We start from the raw sequence: 17,867 nt of genomic DNA on the forward strand, positions 1-17,867 counted from the left end.
TGCCAACCGGAGCTTCGGGCTCGCACTGTTAGTTGAAGTGACAGCGGCCTGAGTCTCCCGCGGTCCAGACCAACCTTGACGTTTGTATCGGCATGTATGCCGATCCGGCCACGTCCAATGACACCGAAAACCTACGGCCGCGTATCCGCGACCGCTGCCCGAAACCTCTTACTGGCGTCCCTATCCTCCGACTTCCCCGGAGCCTCGATGTCCCTCCCCCGGCTCGCTCCCATCCCCGCCCCAGACCCGGTCTACGCCCACGACCGCGCCTTGGCAGAGGCGCACCACCTCAGCCGGATTCCCGGCTCCCTGTCCTCCGACCAGGGAGGCCTCCCGGCCGAGGTCCACCGGCTCCACCGCCCGATCCCTCGGACGCAGGGCTCGCTGGCGCTGGCGCACGAGCCGGAGACCGCCCCCGTGCCCGGTCCGGTTCTGGACGAGCGGCGCCTGCGCGGCCTGGTCCAGGCACTGGCCGAGATCCTGGCCGGGCGGCGTCCGCCCCAGACGATCCAGGACCGGCTGAGCAGCCGGGCCTACGCCGACCTCCTGCGGGCCGGAAAGATGATCGACAGCACCCGGCCGCCATGGGTCGGTGTGCCACGCGTTCAGCACCCGAAGGATGACGTCGCGGAAATGTGCGCCCTGGTCCGCTGCACGCCGCGTAGCCGCGTCCTGGCGGCTCGCCTGGAGCGTCGCGGCGTCCAGTGGGTCCTGACGGAGTTCGAGACCGCCTGACCCTCCTCTGGTCCGCTGAGCGCCTTCCAGGCGGGCTCGGGGCGTACAAAGGCGAAAGCCCTCTCCTCGGTGGTGAGGAGAGGGCTTTGGCTGTGGTGCTCAGGCCGTGGCGTTCTTCGGGTCGCCATGGCAGCGCTTGTACTTCTTGCCCGAGCCGCAGGGGCAGGGGGCGTTGCGCTCGACGTTGCCGTAGTTGGCGCGCTGCTCCGGTGAGGAGCGACGGACCTCGACCTCGCCGTCTTCACCGGGAGCGGTGTAGATCATCTCGCGCTGCGGGCGGCGCAGGGCATTGGCGATGATCGAACCGGCCTCGGCGACGGCGGAGTTGGGCTCGACGCCCGCCTCGTAGGAGATCGGGCCTTCCTCGACCGGCTGCGGGGGCTGGACGCGGAACAGCATGTTGACCGAGTTCTCCTTGATGCCCTCGAGCATCGCGGCGAACATGTCGTAGCCCTCACGCTGGTATTCGATCAGCGGGTCGCGCTGGGCGTAGGCGCGCAGCGCGATGCCCTCCTGGAGGTAGTCCATCTCGTAGAGGTGCTCGCGCCACTTGCGGTCGAGCACTTCGAGGACGACCCGGCGCTCGAGGTCACGCATCGGCTCGGGGCCGAAGTCGTCTTCGCGCTTCTGGTAGGCGGCCAGGATGTCGGCCTTGATCTTCTCGTGGAGCAGGGCGGCGTCGATGCCCTCGCGGCCGCCGGCCTCCTCGGCCAGGTCGTCGATCTTCACGGAGATCGGGTAGAGCTGGCGGAAGGCGTTCCAGAGCTTGTCGAGGTCCCACTCTTCGGCGAAGCCGTCGGCGGTGGCGCCGCGCACGTAGCCGTTGACGACGTCTTCGATGAAGGTCGTGACCTGGTCGTGGAGGTCGGCGCCCTCGAGAACCTTCTGACGCTCGGCGTAGATCACCTTGCGCTGGCGGTTCATGACCTCGTCGTACTTGAGGACGTTCTTGCGGATCTCGAAGTTCTGCTGCTCGACCTGGTGCTGGGCCGAAGCGATCGCCTTGGAGACGATGCCCGACTCGATCGGCTGGTCTTCGGGGATGTTCAGCCGCGTCATGATCATCTCGACCCGGGCCGAGTTGAACAGGCGCATCAGGTCGTCTTCGAGCGACAGGTAGAAGCGCGACTCGCCGGGGTCACCCTGACGGCCGGACCGGCCGCGCAGCTGGTTGTCGATGCGGCGGGACTCGTGGCGCTCGGTGCCCAGGACGTAGAGGCCACCGAGGGCGACGACCTCTTCGTGCTCGGCCTTGACCGCGTCCTTCGCCTTCTCCAGCGCCTCGGGGTAGGCCTTGCTGTATTCCTCGGCGGTCTCGACCGGGTCGAGGCCACGGCCGCGGAGCTCGAGGTCGGCGCGGAACTCGGGGTTGCCGCCGAGCATGATGTCGGTGCCTCGACCGGCCATGTTGGTGGCGACGGTGACGGCGCTCTTGCGGCCCGCCTCGGCGATGATCGTGGCCTCACGCGCGTGGTTCTTCGCGTTCAGGACCTCGTGGCGTACGCCCTTGTGCTTGAGCATCCGCGACAGCCGCTCGGACTTCTCGACGCTGGTGGTGCCGACGAGGACGGGCTGGCCGGCCTCGTAGCGCTCCTTGATGTCGTTGACGCACGCCATGAACTTGGCGTCTTCGGACTTGTAGACCATGTCGGACTGGTCTTTACGGACCATCGGCCGGTTCGTCGGGATCGGCACGACGCCCAGCTTGTAGGTCTGGTGGAACTCGTTGGCCTCGGTGGTCGCCGTGCCGGTCATGCCGGACAGCGTGGCGTAGAGGCGGAAGTAGTTCTGGAGGGTGATCGTGGCGAGAGTCTGGTTCTCGTCCTTGATCTTCACGCTCTCCTTGGCCTCGATGGCCTGGTGCATGCCCTCGTTGTAGCGCCGGCCGTGCAGGACGCGGCCGGTGAACTCGTCGACGATCAGGACCTCGCCGTCGACGACGATGTAGTCCTTGTCCTTCTTGAACAGTTCCTTCGCCTTGAGGGCGTTGTTCAGGTATTGGACGAGGTGGGTGTGCTCCGGCTTGTAGAGGTTGTCGATGCCCAGCAGGTCTTCGACCTTCTCGACGCCGGACTCCAGGATGCCGACCGTGCGCTTCTTCTCGTCGACCACGTAGTCGCCGGTGCTCTCGGTGCCGTCTTTGCCCTCGGCGCCCTTGCGGAGGCGGGGGACGATCTTGGAGAACTCGGCGTACCACTTGCCGGACTGCTCACCCGGGCCGGAGATGATCAGCGGGGTGCGGGCCTCGTCGATGAGGATCGAGTCGACCTCGTCGACGACGGCGAAGTTGTGACCGCGCTGGACGAGCTCTTCGAGCGACCACGCCATGTTGTCGCGCAGGTAGTCGAAGCCGAACTCGTTGTTGGTGCCGTAGGTGATGTCGGCGGCGTACTGCCGGCGGCGCTCGTCGGACGGCATGTTGGCCAGGATGCAGCCGACCTCGAGGCCGAGGAACCGGTGGACCCGGCCCATCGTCTCGGAGTCGCGCTTGGCCAGGTAGTCGTTGACCGTGACGACGTGGACGCCCTTGCCCGAGATCGCGTTCAAGTAGGCCGGGAGAGTACAGGTCAGGGTCTTGCCCTCACCGGTGCGCATCTCCGAGATGTTGCCCATGTGGAGGCTGGCGCCGCCCATGATCTGCACGTCGAAGTGACGCTGGCCCAGCACCCGGCGGGCCGCCTCGCGGACCGCGGCGAAAGCCTCGGGCAACAGATCGTCGAGAGATTCACCCTCGGCGTGGCGGTCGCGGAACTCCTGGGTCTGCGCCTTCAACTCCTCGTCGGAAAGGCTCTTGAAGTCCTCTTCAATGGAGTTGACCTGCTCGGCGATGCGCTTCAGCTTGCGCAGCGTCTTACCTTCGCCGGCGCGGAGAATTCGGTCGAGAATGGCTGCCACTTTGCTAAAGCTCCTCGCAGGTCTGAGGACGAGACACACTTCCCCTGTGACATGGTAGGCCGTTCGACCACCTGACACAGCCACCACGAGACTGAGCGGGGAGTGGCGCGGCGGACCGGGGAACCGGGTCGATAGGCTCAACCCTGTCAAACGTAGGAAGACCGTCTGGTGTTCCAGACCGGAGCAACAACAGACGCGAGTCGGGTAGGACGGTATGGCAGAGACCTCACACCAGGGAAGCCACGCGGGCAGCGCGAAGTCTTGGGTGGCGGTGTCGATCATCCTGATCGGCACGATCATCAGCGGCGCGGCCCTCACCGGGCTGGGCAGCGGCAACGCCAACTGGACCATGGTCTGGGTCGGCGTCGGCGTGTCCGCCGTCGGCGGCATCCTCGCCCTGGTCTTCGACGTCTTCTCCGACGTCGTCATCGACGCCCCGCGCGTCATGGACGCCCGCGAGCACCACAGCCCCTTCGAACACTGATGAACCAGGCAGATTCGAAGCGAGACCCATCCACCCTTCGGGCGGCTGCGTCCCGTCTCCAATCTGTCGGTGGCCGGGGCTACGCTCGGCCAGATGGACCTCACGGCTGACGAAGCACGGCGGCTCATCCTGCGCGCCCAGGGGTTTCTGGGCGCGGCTGGGCGCAAGGGCGGCGCGGCCGGTGTGTTGCGGCGCCTGGGGGCCGTGCAGCTCGACACGATCTCGGTGCTGGCGCGCTCCCATGAGCTGGTGGCCTATTCCCGCTTGGGTGCGATCGGGCGCGCGGCGGTCGAGCGGGCCTACTGGGGCGGGTCCGCCTTCGAATACTGGTGTCATGCGGCGTGCATCCTGCCGATCGAGCACTGGCCGGTCTACTCCTTCCGTCGCCGCGCCTACCGCGAACGGAAGTTCCGCTGGCACGAGGTGCCCGCCACGGTGGGCGACATCCTTGAGCGCGTCCGTCGCGACGGGCCTCTGACCACCGGGGACATCGGCGGGGCCAAGAAGGGCGGTCCGTGGTGGGACTGGTCCGATTCCAAGATCTCCATCGAGTTCCTGCTCGACGTAGGCGACGTGGTCTGCGTGCAGCGGGTGGGCTGGCGGCGGGTCTACGACCTGGCCGAACGCGCGATTCCGGCCGAGTTCCGTGAGATCGAGCTGACCGATGAAGAGGGCGTGGCCCGGCTGACCTCGATCGCGGGCCGTTCACTGGCCGTGGCGACCCGGGCCGACCTGGTCGACTACACGCGGGTCAAGGACAAGCACGCCGCGATGCTCGACGACGCCCTGCTGAGCGGCGCGAGCGGCCTGGTCCCGGTGAACGTTTCAGGCTGGCCGCCGGCCCGCAAGGGCGGCCCCAACGCCTGGGCCGACCCGGAGGCCCTGACCCTGGGCGAGGCGCGCGGTCGTCACCGCACCACCTTGCTCAGCCCGTTCGACTCCCTGATCTGGGAGCGAGCCAGGGCGGAGCGCGTCTTCGGCATGGCCCATCGCCTGGAGGCCTATGTGCCGAAGGACAAGCGCATCCACGGCTACTTCGCGATGCCGGTCCTCCACGGCGGCAAGCTGATCGCCCGGGTCGACCCGGCGCGCGAGGGCACCACCCTGGTGGCCAGGCGAACCACGCTCGAACCGGGTGTGACCAAACTCGACGCGGTCGAGGAGGCACTACGGGAAGCGGCGACCTGGGTCGGCTGCACGGCGGTGCGCATCGAAGAAGTCAGGTAGGCCGACTCGCCCGCGATTCGCCGCAGGGGGAGCTCTGCGGCGTTATCGCTACTGAGGCCGCCCTCGCCGTGGGCGGGGCTCAGGTGATTTCGAGGAGTCGCTCTCTCACCGCGTAGACGACCGCTTCCATGCGGCTGTGGAGCTGGAGCTTCTCCAGGATGTTGCGGACGTGGTTCTTGACCGTGTTCTCGGAGATGAAGAGTTCCTTCGCGATTTCGCGGTTGTTCATCCCCTTCGCCACCAGCCGGAGCACTTCCATCTCCCGTTCCGTCAGGCGGGGAACAGGCAGCTGCGGGGGCCGTTCGGCCTCTTTGCGGCTGATGCTGGCGAACTCGGTGATCAGTTTGGTCGCCATCGCGGGGTTGATGAAGGACTGCCCGCTGTGGACGCCCCGGACGGCGTCGGGGACCTCGTCGATCTGGACGTCTTTCAGCAGGTAGCCGGTCGCGCCGGCCTTGAAGGCCTCGAAGAGGTCTTCCTCCTCGTCGCTGGCGGTGAGCATGATGATGCGTGTCGTCGGCATGCTCTCTTTGATCGCCCTGGTCGCCTCGATGCCGTCGCGCCTGGGCATGCGCACGTCCATCAGTACGACGTCGGGCAGCAGCTTCTCGGCGAGGGCCACGGCCTCCTGACCGTCGCTCGCCTCTCCGGCGACCTCGATGTCGGCCTCGGCCTGGAGAGCCAGCACCAGGCTGCGGCGGATCAGCGAGTGATCATCGACGATCAGCACACGGATCGGCTCACCGCGCCCGGTGGCACGGCTTGCGTCGTCTCGTACGCTGCGGTCGCTCACAGCTCCTCCTCGTCGGGGGGCCAGGTAGCTGGATCGCCATCATGACATGGGTTCCAGTTCTGGCGAGGATCTCGCACGCCATGCGCCCCGCAACCGGGCGGGGCGCATGGTCGTTCACGTTGGCTCGCGCTTTGACTCCGTCTGAAGACAAAACGCTAAAGGGGTGGCGCGGGTTCAGCCTTCGACGAGCCGCAGCACGCCGTAGTCGTATCCGCGGCGTCGATATACGACGCTCGGGTGGCCGCATTCTTTGTCACGGAACAGGAAGAAATCGTGGCCGACCAGCTCCATCTCCAGGAGGGCCTGGTCGATGGTGATGGCGTCGGACTCGTGGAACTTCTCGCGGACGACGAGGGGGCCGTCGCCGTCCTGCTCTATCGGAATGATCGGTTCGGTGTAGCCGTTCTTCGGCTTCTGCGGCGGGAGATAGTCGTCGTGGAGCAGTTCCGGCTCGGGCAGCGTCGCCACCGGTTCCCCGAGGCCGTTCTCGGCCAGGGCGGCGGTGAACTCCGCGACCGACGGAGGGGCGTTCTTACCGTGATGGATCTTGCGGCGGTCACTCAGCCGCCGCAGCCGTGATTCCAGCTTTCCCAGAGCGATGTCGAGCGCCGCGAACCTGTCGTCGGCCGCCGCCTCGGCCCGGACAGCCGGGCCCTTGGAGTGGATGGTGAGTTCCACCCGCTCTCTCTGGTCGCTGATCCGCGGGTTCTTCTCCGTAGAAACCTCTACGTCGACCCGGATCAGACGGTTGTCCAGTCGCTCGATTTTGGCCAGCTTGGAAGTCACGTGATCACGGAAACGGTCGCTCACTCCTGTGTGCCGTCCCTTGACGATGATGTCCACGCAAAAGCCCCCTTCGCCTCTCGACTGACATGAAGGAGCACCCGTTCGGCCGACCTGGTCTTCGTCCCCACATCCGCCTGCTGAGGGTTTCGCAGCTCCGCGCCACTACTGCCCTTCTCTTCTGGCAAGAATCATCTGGATTCTTGGGAAGGCAGGTCTTACCTCTAAGCCGCACCGTGATCGGTCGACCAAGAGTCGCCTTACGTGGACCGTTTCGCCTGCGGCTGGCATCGGCTAGCCAGGCCGAACCCCCGAGGGGACTCGGTCCGGCGCAACCACGGACCCGAACGGGTGCCATGTCCTGAACGCTAGTCGCTGCCCGGCCGAATGTCAGCCGCGAGGTACGCCAAAGGATCACTTTCGGTGATTTTTCGACAGGCATGCAAGAGCGGCCCATGGGATGGGGCGTCATGGGCCTGCCCGGACTGGTTCCCGTCAAGGGTCTCCTGATCTGGGAGTTCATAGGTTCGTCGACACCAGGATGTCACTTAGAAGCCAGGTCGTTATTTGACCGTTTCTTTACCGAGCGTCATCTCAGCGATTTTGCGACCGCCGGGCGTGTCGCATAACCGGGACCCGTTTACGGGTGGCCGCAACCGTGACCGCGTAGGCGGTCTCCGCGCCTGCGGCGCGCAGCGCACGGGCCGCCTCGGCGAGGGTGGCGCCAGTGGTGACCACGTCGTCGACCAGTACAACCCGGCCTCTGGGCACGGCTTTGGAGGTGAACGCGCCGGCCAGGTTGACGGCGCGCTGCGCGGAGGTCAGGCCCGACTGGTCGGCGACCTTCCGGGCGGGCCGCAACACCGGGGCGACCGTTACCTGGGCGCCTCCGGCGCGTAGGCGCCTGGCCGCGACCTCGGCGATCCGGCGTACCGGATCATGGCCTTTGGCTCTCCGGGACCGGCGGGTGCTGGGCACCGGCACCAGCACCAGCGGGCCGTCGGCCTCCAGGTGCGCCATGGCGCCGGCCAGGCAGGAGCCCAGCGCGGTTCCTAGGGCGGTGCGGCCGCGTTCCTTGTACGCGATCAGCACCCGCCGCGCCACCCCGTCGTAACCGGCGGCGGCCCAGCACTCGGGCAGGCCCTCCGGGGGCGCCTCGGGGGCGTGACGGCGGGGCGGGGCGCTCAGTTCGACCGCGCAACGCGGGCAGACCAGGGCCCCCCGGCCGCCGCAACCGGCGCACCGAGGGGGAACGAGCAGATCGAGCACCGCGTCAAGCACGCGGACCACCATGACACTCCCTGCCGACACTTACTGAAGCTCACCCAAGAGGGTAGGCGGGGAAGCTGGAGCCGTCCTTCACCAGAAGGTTCCACTTCTTGCCGTCCCACACTGTGAGGGCGCCGTTCTCGTCGCTGGCCAGGATGCGCGAATCGGTGCTCGTGATGGACTTGAGGCGCTTGGACAGCTCAATCGGGGTCTTCTCGTCGCCGTCCAAGATCGGGTAGGCTGCCAGAGCCTGCTGAGGGCCGTTCGGGGAGTCCTTCTCGGTCAGCACCAGCAGCGTGGTGGCGTCCTTCCAGGCCACGTCGATGACCTTCTGACCCTCCTCGGCGGGCACCAGGGTCTCCAACGCACCGACCCGATAGGTCTGGCCGCGCACGATCGATCCTATCTGGACGGTCTGCCCCGAACCGTTGTCGGCGACGACCGCGACCCTGACACCGTCACGGGCCACCCGGAACGCGGTGACGTCGGCCTCCGCGAGCTCGGGAGCCGGCACGGGCGACTGGTGGCCGCCGGTGGAGGCCCGCCAGACCTGCGACCTGCCGCCCGCCGACTCGACCGACCAGACCTCGCCGTTGCGGTCCCACGAGGGCGGCGTGAGGCGGCCCTGGGCGTTGATCCACCGCTGCCACGGACTGCCGTCGACCAGCTGGGTGGCCCAGACGCCCGTCTCGTCGCCCATCAGGGCGGCCACCTGGTCGCGGTCTTCCGAGGAGACCGCGCTGTGGTTGAACGGCCGGGTCGACTGCCCGGCCGCGCCGAGCACCGGAGCCGACTGCTCGCCGTCCTTGGCGGCCCGGTACATCATGCCGTCGCGGACGAAGTATCCGGCGACGTCACCGGTGATCACGGCCGGGTCGTACGACGGGAAGTCGGTGATCTTGAACCGGATGCCGCCACCGGGGAAGGTCTCGCCGTTGACCAGGATCTCGATGGACCGGCCGCCGATGCGGTCGGTGCCGAGCGACCAGGCGAGCTGGGCCTGCATCGCCTTGATCCGGTCGGGGCGGCCGCGCAGACCGGCGATCTGGGCGGAGAAGTCGACGTAGAGCGTGTCCCCCTCGACCCGGATGCCGTTGAGCTTGGTGCCCTCGGGGTAGACGTTCTCGACCGCGCCCGCCAGCGGGCCGGACGGTCCGTTCAGGAGGGTGCGGATGAGCGATTCCGGCAGGCCCCTGCTGGGGTCGATCGGCACCCGCACCCGATCGGCCACCAGGCCGGTGAACGACAGGTTGGGGAAGTAGATCTCGACGGGGGCGTACGCCCTCGTGAGGTCGCTGCGGAGCAGGATCAGGCCCGCGGGCGCCGCGGAGATGCGCCACTCGCCGTTGACCCGGATCAGCGTGAACGACTCGTCGACCGTCTCCTCGGAAGACGTCGGCCGGTAGCGGCCGCCCTTCTCCAGGGTGGCGACCTTCTTGCCCTTGAAGGAGACGGAGAACTTGTCGGCGTCCTCTTCCGGCAGGTCGTCGGCGAAGCGGCAGTCGCAGACCGTCGTCGCGGTGGCCCACGGCTGCCAGCCGGTCGCGGCCTCGCCGGTCAGATACTGCCGGGCGACCTTGCGCTGGGGGTCGTCGAAGCTGGCCATCGCGGCCTGGAAACCGCGCACGATCTCCACGGCGGTCGCGTCGGGCCGGGGCGGCTGGGCCAGGATGCGGACGTAGGTCTGGCTGAGGATGTCGCCGCCGCGCTCCTCCTCGCTGGCCGTCGGCGGGTTGCCGCTGGTCGGCACGATCGTGCAGCCCGCGAGGGCGGCCGCCGTCGCCACCATCGCGAAGACACGTCTAGTCGACATCGAAGGCCCCCGACTCCACCACGACGGCGGCCGACAGCACCGGTGTGACGTGCCCGCGCCAGGTCCGGCGCATCTCGACCTCCGGCGGCACCAGCGGCAGCGGCGACCCCTTGAGCTGGATCCCGGCCCTGCGGGGCAGCGAGAGCCGGAACTGGGTGCCCTCGCCCGGGGCGCCCCAGGCCTGCAGCCAGCCGCCGTGCAGGATCGCGTCCTCGCGGGAGATGGCCAGGCCCAGGCCGGTGCCGCCGATGGTGCGGGCCCTGGACGGGTCGGCCCGCCAGAAGCGGTCGAAGACCATGTTCTCCTCGCCCGCCCGCAGGCCCACGCCGTGGTCGCGGACGGCGATGGCCACCGCGTCGCGGTCGGCCCCGAGGGTGACCACGATGTCCTTGCCCTCGCCGTGCTCGATCGCGTTGAACAGCAGGTTGCGCAGGATGCGCTCGATCCGCCGGGAGTCGCACTCGGCCATGCACGGGTCGGTGGGCAGGCGCAGTTCGAAGCGGGTGGCGTGGCGTTCGGCCAGCGCCTCGGAGTCGCCCACGGCGCGCAGCACGGTGTCGCGCATGTCGATCGACTCGAGGTCGAGGGTGGCGGCGCCGGCGTCGTAGCGGCTGATCTCCAGCAGGTCGGCCAGCATCGACTCGAACCGGTTGAGCTGGGCCTGCATGAGCTCGGCCGAGCGGGACGCCATGGGCTCGAAGTCCTCGCGGGCGTCGTACAGGAGATCGGCGGCCATCCGGACGGTGGTCAGCGGGGTGCGCAGCTCGTGGGAGACGTCGGAGACGAACTGGCGCTGCACCTGGGAGAGCTCCTCGAGCTGGTGGATCTTGAGCGCCAGGTTGGAGGCCATCTCGTTGAACGAGGCGGCGAGGCGGGCCAGGTCGTCTTCGCCGCGCACCTTCAGCCGCTCCTCGAGGCGGCCGGAGGCCAGCCGCTCGGCGGCCTGGCGGGTCAGCCGGACGGGCGTGACGACCTGACGGGTGACCAGCGAGGCGATCGCGGCCAGCAGCAGCACCAGACCCGCGCCGACCAGCACGAGGAGCTGGAGGACCGAGCTGAGCGTCGCCTCCTCCTCGTTGAGCGGGAACAGGTGGTAGACCTCGTAGTAACCGTTGGTGCCGCTGAAGACGCGCTTGCCGATGACCAGCCCCGACACGCTCTCACCGGTCAGATAGCGCAGCGGGCTGTAGCGGGAGAGCGTCTGGTCGGTGGTGTCGGTGCGGACCCGCTGCCGGAACCCCGCGGGCACGCTCTTGCCGGCGTCGATGTTGAGGGTGGCCCGGTCCTGGCCGACGGTGTCGTTGTTGAAGATGACCACCGCGTAGCGCGACCCGGCCCGCTGGGCCAGCACGTTGATCGCCTGGTCGGCGGGGTCGGGCGGCGGCGACACGGCCGGGTCGGACTCCTCCGCAGGGGCGGGGTCGGCCGCGTTGAACAGGTAGTCGGTGATCGTCAGCACGTTGGCGCGTGCCTCGGCGGTGGCCGCGTCGGTCCGTCCGGCCAGCATGGTCTTGTTGATCGACTGGAACAGGAAGACACCCAGCACGGCCACGACGACCACCGAGATCAGCAGGGTGGACGTCACCACCCGCATCTGGAGCGAGCGCCGCCAGGCCGAACGCGCCCGCCCGGCGTATCGCCGAGCGCGACGACGGACCCCCCGGGCGATCTGCCGGGGAGTCCGTCGGGGGCGCTTTTTGACCATCTGGATCAGGCGGGACCGGCTTTGTACCCGACACCGCGGACCGTCACGACGATCTCGGGGTGTTCGGGATCTTTCTCTATCTTCGCCCGGAGCCGCTGCACGTGGACGTTGACCAGCCGCGTGTCGGCGGCGTGGCGGTAGCCCCAGACCTGCTCCAGCAGCACTTCCCGGGTGAAGACCTGACGCGGCTTGCGGGCGAGCGCGACCAGCAGGTCGAACTCCAGCGGCGTGAGGTTGATGGTCTCGTCGAACCGCTTGACGGAGTGACCCGCGACGTCGATCGTGATGTCGCCTATCTGCAGGATCTCGGGCGTCGGCTCGTCGGTGCGGCGCAGCCGCGCCCGGACCCGGGCCACCAGTTCCTTGGGCTTGAAGGGCTTGACGATGTAGTCGTCGGCGCCCGATTCAAGGCCCAGCACGACGTCGATCGTGTCGCTCTTGGCGGTGAGCATCACGATCGGCACGCCCGACTCGGCGCGGATGCGCCGGCAGACGTCGATGCCGTCGGCCCCGGGAAGCATGAGGTCGAGCAGCACGAGATCGGGGCGGGTGTCGCGGAACGCGTCGAGCGCCTTGTCGCCGTCTGACACGAAGGACGGTTCGAAACCCTCCCCGCGCAAGACGATGCCGAGCATCTCGGCGAGAGCGGCGTCGTCGTCGACGACCAGCACGCGTCCTTTCATGGCCCCTCATTCGTTCTTCGGCGCAGCTAAGGAGGTATTTGGGCGATTTATCGGAAGGTTACCCGTGACCCTGTGGTAGATGAAACACGACCGTGACAAAGGACGCAGTTTAGGCCCAAATAGCTGAGCGTGCCGCTACCGTAACGAGAATCCCAAGAACAGGCCACGTTCCAAGTGTGCTTCATGCCGCCCTGCGGCGGGGCGCGCATCATGCCAGGATTGCGACATGACAGACGGCCCCGGCGATCGTGAGCAGCCGCCTCCCGGCTGGTCCCCCACGCAACCGCCCGCATACGGCGCGCCCGGTCCCTGGGCCGCCCCCAACGCCCCCGGCTCCTATCCGCCTCCTCCTCCCCCGCCCGGCGGTGGCTACTACCCGCCGCCCGGCAACCACTACGGCGCCCCGGTGCTCAAGCCCGGGATCATCCCGCTCCGGCCGCTGCAACTGGGCGACCTCTACAACGGCGCGGTGGCGGTCATCCGGGCCAACCCGAAGGCGACGCTCGGGCTGTCGGCGCTGGTGGTGACGGTCTCGCAGATCATCACGCTGGCGATCCAGCTGCCCGCGTTCGGCGCCATCGCCGACATCGCGGCGCTCAGTCCCGAGTCGATAAGGGACAACCCCGAGGTCGTCTTCAGCTCCGTGGCGACATTCCTGGGCAGCACGCTGCTGGGTTCGGTCGTGTCCGCCATCGCCATCGTCGTGCTGACCGGGATGCTCACGGGGATCGTCGGCCGGGCCGTCTTCGGCGAGAAGATCACGATCGGCGCGGCCTGGGACCTGGCGAAGGGCCGGGTTCTGCCGCTGATCGGGCTGGCGCTGCTGCAGGCGGCGATCGTGTTCGGCGTCTTCCTGGTGCCGGTCGGCCTGCTGTTCGCGCTGCTCGCCGCCGGCCTGCCGACCGGGGCCTCGGTGCTCCTGGGCTTCATCCTGTTCATCGGCGGCACCTGCTTCGCGGTGTTCTTCTACACCAAGCTGAGCATGGCGAGCTCGGCGATCGTGCTGGAGGGCATCGGCGTCGGCACCGCGATGAGCCGATCGTTCCGGCTGGTCAAGGGTGACTTCTGGCGGGTCTTCGGCATCCTGCTGCTGACCGCGGTCGTGGCCGGCCTGGTCGCCACGGCGGTGTCGGCGCCGTTCACGCTGTTCACCTCGCTCGGCGACCCGAACGCCCCGGTCGACGGCACGCAGTTCTACATCGCCGCCATCCTCGGCGGTGTCGGCGCCATCATCGCCGGCACCATCACCAACCCCTTCACCGCCGCGGTCACCACGCTCCTGTACGCCGACCGCCGCATGCGCGCCGAGGCGTTCGACCTGGTTCTCCAGACCGAGGCCGTGGAGCGCCAGCAGGGCGCCCCCGGCACCGACCACGAGAACCTGTGGCGCCAGCGCAACCCATGGCCCTAGACGTCCCGGTCGAGATCGGCCGCGGGGCCGCGCGGGAGGCCGCCCTCCGTGAGCTCGCCGACCCCGCCTATCCGAAGCCGTCGTGGGCCGACCTGCTGCTCGACCGGATCTGGCAGTTCATCCAGGACCTGATCAACCGCGCCTCGGGTGTGCCCGGCGGCTGGCTGACCCTGCTGGTGCTCGTGCTGATCCTGGCCGTCATCGCGTTCGCGCTGATCCGGGCGGCCCGCAAGGCGTCCGGCGCCGGGCGGCAGGCGGGTGGCGGCCTGTTCGGGGAGACCCGGCTGGGGGCCGCCGAACACCGGGTCCTCGCCGAACGCCACGCCGCGGCCGGAGAGTGGGCCCAGGCGATCCGGGAGCGTCTGCGGGCCATCGCCCGTGAGCTGGAGGAACGCACGATCGTGGAACCCATGCCGGGACGCACCGCCACCGAGCTGGCCGCCGAGGCGGGCCAGGCGCTGCCGGCGCTCGCCGGCGACCTCAGCCAGGGTGCCCGGATCTTCGCCGACGTCACCTACGGCGATCGTCCGGGCACCCCGGAGTCGTACGCCGCCCTGACCGAGCTGGATGTAGCGGTCCGGCGCGAGAATGTGACGCTGCGATGACGTCCGTCACCCCGACGATCACCGAGCGGTGGCGGTCGTGGCGCGGCGTGCTGGGCGCGCTCGGCCTGATCGTGATCGTCGCCGCGCTGGTCGTGCTGGGCAGCGGGGCCCGCAACGGTGGGCCGCTCGACATCGAGGCGACCAGTCCCCAGGGCGCCCGCGCACTGGCTGAGCTGCTGCGCGGCCAGGGCGTCGAGGTGAACCAGGTGACGACGTTCGACGACGCCGTCGAGCAGGCCCCGGGGTCGCTGCTGGTGGTGGCCCGGCCCGAGTTCCTGGCCGACGACGCCGCGCTGGCCGAGCTCGCCGGGCGGGCGGGCGCCCGTCTGCTGATCGGGCCGACGGAGCCGGTGCTGACGGCGCTGGCGCCCGGCGTGACCATCCGCACCGCCTCTCCGGAGACGGTCCGGGAACCCGGCTGCGCTCTGAAGGCGGCCGTGCTGGCCGGGGACGCCTTCCTCGGCGGCCCCTCCTTCGCCGACGCGACCTGTTACGGCGCCAAGGTCGCCGTCGCCGGCGACGTCACCCTGGTCGGGTCGGGGACGTTCATGACCAACGGAAAACTGGCGGAGAACGGCAACGCGGCGCTGGCGATGAACCTGGCGGGCACCCACCAGCGGGTCACCTGGTTCGCGCCCCGGTTCCCGCTCGGGGTGCCAGAAGGCGGCCAGAAGTCGATCGACGAGCTGATGCCGGCCAATGTCGGCTGGTTCGTCTGGGCGCTGATCGTGGCGGTGCTGCTCACCGCCCTGTGGCGGGGCCGCCGTCTCGGCCCGGTGGTCGAGGAGCGGCTGCCGGTGGTCGTCCGGGCCGCCGAGACCGTCGAGGGGCGGGGCCGCCTCTATCGCGCCCGCGCCGCCCGCGACCGGGCCGCCCTCGCGCTGCGCGAGGCCGCGCTGGCCCGGCTGACACCCCGGCTCGGGCTCACCGCGACGGCCGGGACCGACGAGATCGTTACGGCGGTGGCCGCCCGGACCGGGCAGGATGGCGGGCAGGTCCGCCAGGTCCTCTTCGGCGACACCCCCGCAGGTGACGCCGCTCTGGTCGCGCTAGCGCGCGACCTCGACATGATCGAAAGGCAGGTACGAGAGTCGTGACCACACCTGACGCCGCGCTGGCCACGCTTGGTGCGAAGACCGCGAACAGGCAGGTGCGAGAGTCGTGACGACGCCTGACGCCGCCAGGGAGGCGCTGGCCGCGCTCCGGGCGGAGGTCGCGAAGGCCGTGGTGGGGCAGGACGCGGTCGTCTCCGGCCTGGTGATCGCCCTGCTGTGCCGGGGCCACGTGCTGCTCGAAGGCGTGCCGGGTGTGGCCAAGACGCTGCTGGTGCGGACCCTCGCGGCGGCGCTGTCGGTCGACTTCAAGCGGGTGCAGTTCACCCCCGACCTGATGCCGGGCGACGTGACGGGCTCGCTCATCTACGACGCGCGTACCGCCGAGTTCGAGTTCAGGGCCGGGCCGGTCTTCACCAACCTGCTGCTGGCCGACGAGATCAACCGCACGCCGCCGAAGACCCAGGCCTCGCTGCTGGAGGCCATGGAGGAACGCCAGGTCAGCGTCGACGGGAAGCCCCGGCCGCTGCCCGATCCGTTCATCGTGGCGGCGACCCAGAACCCGGTGGAGTACGAGGGGACCTACCAGCTCCCCGAGGCGCAGCTCGACCGGTTCATGCTGAAGCTGACCGTGCCGCTGCCGGGGCGCGACGACGAGATCGCCGTGCTGCGGCGGCACGCCGACGGGTTCGATCCGCGCGATCTGTCCCATGTGAAGCAGGTGGCCAGCGCCGCCGATCTCGCGGCGGGCCGGGCGGCGGTCGCCGAGACCCACGTGTCGCCCGAGGTGCTCGCCTACATCGTCGACCTGGCCCGCGCCACCCGGCAGTCGCCGTCGCTGCAGCTCGGCGTCTCCCCCCGTGGCGCGACCGCGCTGCTGGCGGCGGCCCGCGCCTGGGGCTGGCTGTCGGGGCGCGACTACGTGACGCCCGACGACGTGAAGGCATTGGCCCGGCCCGCGCTGCGGCACCGGGTGCAGTTGCGGCCGGAGGCCGAGCTGGAGGGCGCGACCGCCGACGGGGTGCTCGACGGCATCCTGGCGTCCGTCCCCGTGCCGCGCTGATGGCGCTGACCGGGCGGGCCGCGCTGCTCGCGGTCGCGGGGGCGCTGATCGTGCTCGCCGCGCCCGCGCCCGCCGTCGCGTTCTGGCTGGTCGTCTCGGTGATCGCGGCGGCGATCGTGATCGACCTGGTGCTGGCGGGGAGCGTGCGGGCGCTGCGGTTCGAGCGCTCCGACGACCTGCGGGTACGACTCGGGGAGACCGCCGAGGTCACCCTGCTGGTGGCCAATCCGGGCGGCCGGCGGGTACACGGCCTGCTGCGGGACGCGTGGCCGCCGAGCACCCGTCCGGGCCCCAGAGAGCACGACGTCGACATCCCGGCCGGGGAACGACGCCGGGTGACCACGACGCTGCGTCCGCTCCGCAGGGGCGACTTCACGGCCGCGGGGGTGACGGTCCGGGCGCTGGGGCCGCTGGGGGTGGCCGCCCGGCAGGGCTCCCATCAGGTCGACGGCCGGATCAGGGTGCTGCCGCCGTTCCTGTCGCGGCGTCACCTGCCCGCCAAGCTGGCGCGGCTGCGGGCCATCGACGGGCTCAACCCCGTCCAGATCCGGGGTCAGGGCACCGAGTTCGACTCGCTGCGGGAGTACGTCGTCGGCGACGACGTCCGGTCCATCGACTGGCGGGCCACCGCGCGCCGGGCCGACGTCGTGGTGCGGACCTGGCGGCCGGAGCGTGACCGGCGGGTGCTGATCGTGCTCGACACCGGCCGGACCTCGGCCGGGAGGGTCGGCGTCGACCCCTCGTCGGGCGATCCGAGCGGCTGGCCCCGGCTCGACTGGGGCATGGACGCCGCCCTGCTGCTGGCCGCCCTCTGCGCGCGGGCCGGCGACCGGGTCGACTTCCTCGCCTACGACCGCACGGTCAGAGCTCAGGTGACCGGTGGCGGCCGGGGCGATCTGCTGCCCGGCCTGGTGACCGCGATGGCGCCGCTGGAGCCGGAGCTCGTGGAGGCCGACGCCCACGGGATGGTGGCCGCCGTGCTGGCCCGGGTGCGGCGGCGCAGCCTGGTGGTCGTGCTGACCGACCTGAACGCGACCGCGCTGGACGAGGGCCTGCTCCCCCTGCTCCCGCAGCTGGCGTCCCGGCACCTGGTGCTGCTGGCGGCCGTGGCCGACCCCCGGGTGGCCGCGCTGGCGGCCGGGCGGGACGGCGCCGACGAGGTGTTCGACGCGGCGGCGGCCGAACGCCAGCGGGTCGAACGCCGTCAGGTGACCGCGCGGCTGCGCCGCCACGGCGCCGAGGTCGTCGACGCGCTACCGGAAGACCTGGCCTCGGCGCTGGCCGACGCCTATCTGAACCTGAAGGCCGCCGGCCGGCTCTGAGAACTCCGCACCGGCGCGGATCAGGCA

The 17,867-nt window shown here is 69.8% G+C and carries 15 protein-coding genes; 8 read left to right on the forward strand and 7 right to left on the reverse strand.

The window, feature by feature from the left end:
- The first annotated feature begins 207 nt into the window (after positions 1-207).
- Positions 208-735 (forward strand): Rv3235 family protein, encoded by a 528-nt coding sequence (locus AW272_RS31460; RefSeq protein ID WP_245657815.1) that lies wholly within the window; start codon positions 208-210, stop codon positions 733-735.
- 99 nt (positions 736-834) lie between these two features.
- Here the strand turns inward: AW272_RS31460 and secA are convergent, their stop codons facing one another.
- Positions 835-3,630: a preprotein translocase subunit SecA gene (gene secA / locus AW272_RS31465; protein WP_066372949.1), complete on the reverse strand. Its 2,796-nt coding sequence runs from the start codon at positions 3,628-3,630 to the stop codon at positions 835-837.
- Between the two features lie 214 nt (positions 3,631-3,844).
- On the opposite strand from secA, the gene AW272_RS31470 reads away from it, so the two are divergent.
- The gene (locus AW272_RS31470) at positions 3,845-4,114 is read left to right on the forward strand and encodes a hypothetical protein (protein ID WP_066372951.1); all 270 of its coding nucleotides are present in this window, start codon (positions 3,845-3,847) and stop codon (positions 4,112-4,114) included.
- 93 nt (positions 4,115-4,207) lie between these two features.
- On the forward strand, positions 4,208-5,341 hold the full coding sequence (locus AW272_RS31475; RefSeq protein WP_066372952.1) for a winged helix-turn-helix domain-containing protein: 1,134 nt from the start codon (positions 4,208-4,210) through the stop codon (positions 5,339-5,341).
- A gap of 79 nt (positions 5,342-5,420) precedes the next feature.
- Here AW272_RS31475 and AW272_RS31480 read toward each other — a convergent pair whose 3' ends face one another.
- From AW272_RS31480 to mtrA, 6 genes are all read right to left on the reverse strand, one after another.
- Positions 5,421-6,134 carry a response regulator gene (locus tag AW272_RS31480; RefSeq protein WP_066372954.1) on the reverse strand — a complete coding sequence of 238 codons (714 nt, stop codon included), beginning with the start codon at positions 6,132-6,134 and terminating at the stop codon, positions 5,421-5,423.
- A 174-nt stretch (positions 6,135-6,308) separates the two neighbouring features.
- Positions 6,309-6,977 (reverse strand): ribosome hibernation-promoting factor, HPF/YfiA family, encoded by a 669-nt coding sequence (hpf, locus tag AW272_RS31485; RefSeq protein WP_066372955.1) that lies wholly within the window; start codon positions 6,975-6,977, stop codon positions 6,309-6,311.
- A 534-nt stretch (positions 6,978-7,511) separates the two neighbouring features.
- Positions 7,512-8,207 carry a ComF family protein gene (locus tag AW272_RS31490; RefSeq protein ID WP_245657816.1) on the reverse strand — a complete coding sequence of 232 codons (696 nt, stop codon included), beginning with the start codon at positions 8,205-8,207 and terminating at the stop codon, positions 7,512-7,514.
- 31 nt (positions 8,208-8,238) lie between these two features.
- A complete protein-coding gene (locus AW272_RS31495; protein ID WP_157518918.1) occupies positions 8,239-9,999 on the reverse strand; it encodes an LpqB family beta-propeller domain-containing protein in 1,761 nt (586 codons plus the stop codon).
- Entirely contained in the window at positions 9,989-11,584 is a 1,596-nt protein-coding gene (gene mtrB / locus AW272_RS31500) for an MtrAB system histidine kinase MtrB (protein WP_439649170.1), read from the reverse strand. The genes AW272_RS31495 and mtrB overlap by 11 nt, the downstream gene beginning before the upstream one ends.
- Before the next feature lie 125 nt (positions 11,585-11,709).
- Positions 11,710-12,387 (reverse strand): MtrAB system response regulator MtrA, encoded by a 678-nt coding sequence (mtrA, locus tag AW272_RS31505; RefSeq protein WP_030451251.1) that lies wholly within the window; start codon positions 12,385-12,387, stop codon positions 11,710-11,712.
- Between the two features lie 226 nt (positions 12,388-12,613).
- Here mtrA and AW272_RS31510 point away from each other — a divergent pair, with 226 nt between their 5' ends.
- The 5 genes from AW272_RS31510 (at position 12,614) to AW272_RS31530 (ending at position 17,840) form a co-directional block, all read left to right on the forward strand.
- Entirely contained in the window at positions 12,614-13,798 is a 1,185-nt protein-coding gene (locus AW272_RS31510) for a DUF7847 domain-containing protein (RefSeq protein ID WP_066372959.1), read from the forward strand.
- Positions 13,789-14,403, forward strand: coding sequence for a DUF4129 domain-containing protein (locus AW272_RS31515; RefSeq protein ID WP_066372961.1), 615 nt, complete (start codon positions 13,789-13,791; stop codon positions 14,401-14,403). Before AW272_RS31510 ends, AW272_RS31515 begins: the two co-directional genes overlap by 10 nt.
- A complete protein-coding gene (locus AW272_RS31520) occupies positions 14,400-15,500 on the forward strand; it encodes a DUF4350 domain-containing protein (protein ID WP_066372963.1) in 1,101 nt (366 codons plus the stop codon). Before AW272_RS31515 ends, AW272_RS31520 begins: the two co-directional genes overlap by 4 nt.
- Before the next feature lie 64 nt (positions 15,501-15,564).
- On the forward strand, positions 15,565-16,518 hold the full coding sequence (locus tag AW272_RS31525; protein WP_066372964.1) for an AAA family ATPase: 954 nt from the start codon (positions 15,565-15,567) through the stop codon (positions 16,516-16,518).
- A complete protein-coding gene (locus AW272_RS31530; protein WP_066372965.1) occupies positions 16,518-17,840 on the forward strand; it encodes a DUF58 domain-containing protein in 1,323 nt (440 codons plus the stop codon). Before AW272_RS31525 ends, AW272_RS31530 begins: the two co-directional genes overlap by 1 nt.
- The last annotated feature ends 27 nt before the right edge of the window (positions 17,841-17,867 follow it).

The sequence above is a fragment of the Herbidospora mongoliensis genome (assembly GCF_001570545.1).
Taxonomy (GTDB): domain Bacteria; phylum Actinomycetota; class Actinomycetes; order Streptosporangiales; family Streptosporangiaceae; genus Herbidospora; species Herbidospora mongoliensis.

Excerpts from the sequence above, each read along its gene's own strand:
- AW272_RS31495 (WP_157518918.1), bottom strand. The coding sequence starts at position 9,999 with ATGTCGACTAGACGTGTCTTCGCGATGGTGGCGACGGCGGCCGCCCTC.
- AW272_RS31470 (WP_066372951.1), top strand. The coding sequence starts at position 3,845 with ATGGCAGAGACCTCACACCAGGGAAGCCACGCGGGCAGCGCGAAGTCT.
- AW272_RS31510 (WP_066372959.1), top strand. The coding sequence starts at position 12,614 with ATGACAGACGGCCCCGGCGATCGTGAGCAGCCGCCTCCCGGCTGGTCC.
- AW272_RS31475 (WP_066372952.1), top strand. The coding sequence starts at position 4,208 with ATGGACCTCACGGCTGACGAAGCACGGCGGCTCATCCTGCGCGCCCAG.
- AW272_RS31520 (WP_066372963.1), top strand. The coding sequence starts at position 14,400 with ATGACGTCCGTCACCCCGACGATCACCGAGCGGTGGCGGTCGTGGCGC.
- AW272_RS31460 (WP_245657815.1), top strand. The coding sequence starts at position 208 with ATGTCCCTCCCCCGGCTCGCTCCCATCCCCGCCCCAGACCCGGTCTAC.
- AW272_RS31515 (WP_066372961.1), top strand. The coding sequence starts at position 13,789 with ATGGCCCTAGACGTCCCGGTCGAGATCGGCCGCGGGGCCGCGCGGGAG.
- AW272_RS31530 (WP_066372965.1), top strand. The coding sequence starts at position 16,518 with ATGGCGCTGACCGGGCGGGCCGCGCTGCTCGCGGTCGCGGGGGCGCTG.
- mtrA (WP_030451251.1), bottom strand. The coding sequence starts at position 12,387 with ATGAAAGGACGCGTGCTGGTCGTCGACGACGACGCCGCTCTCGCCGAG.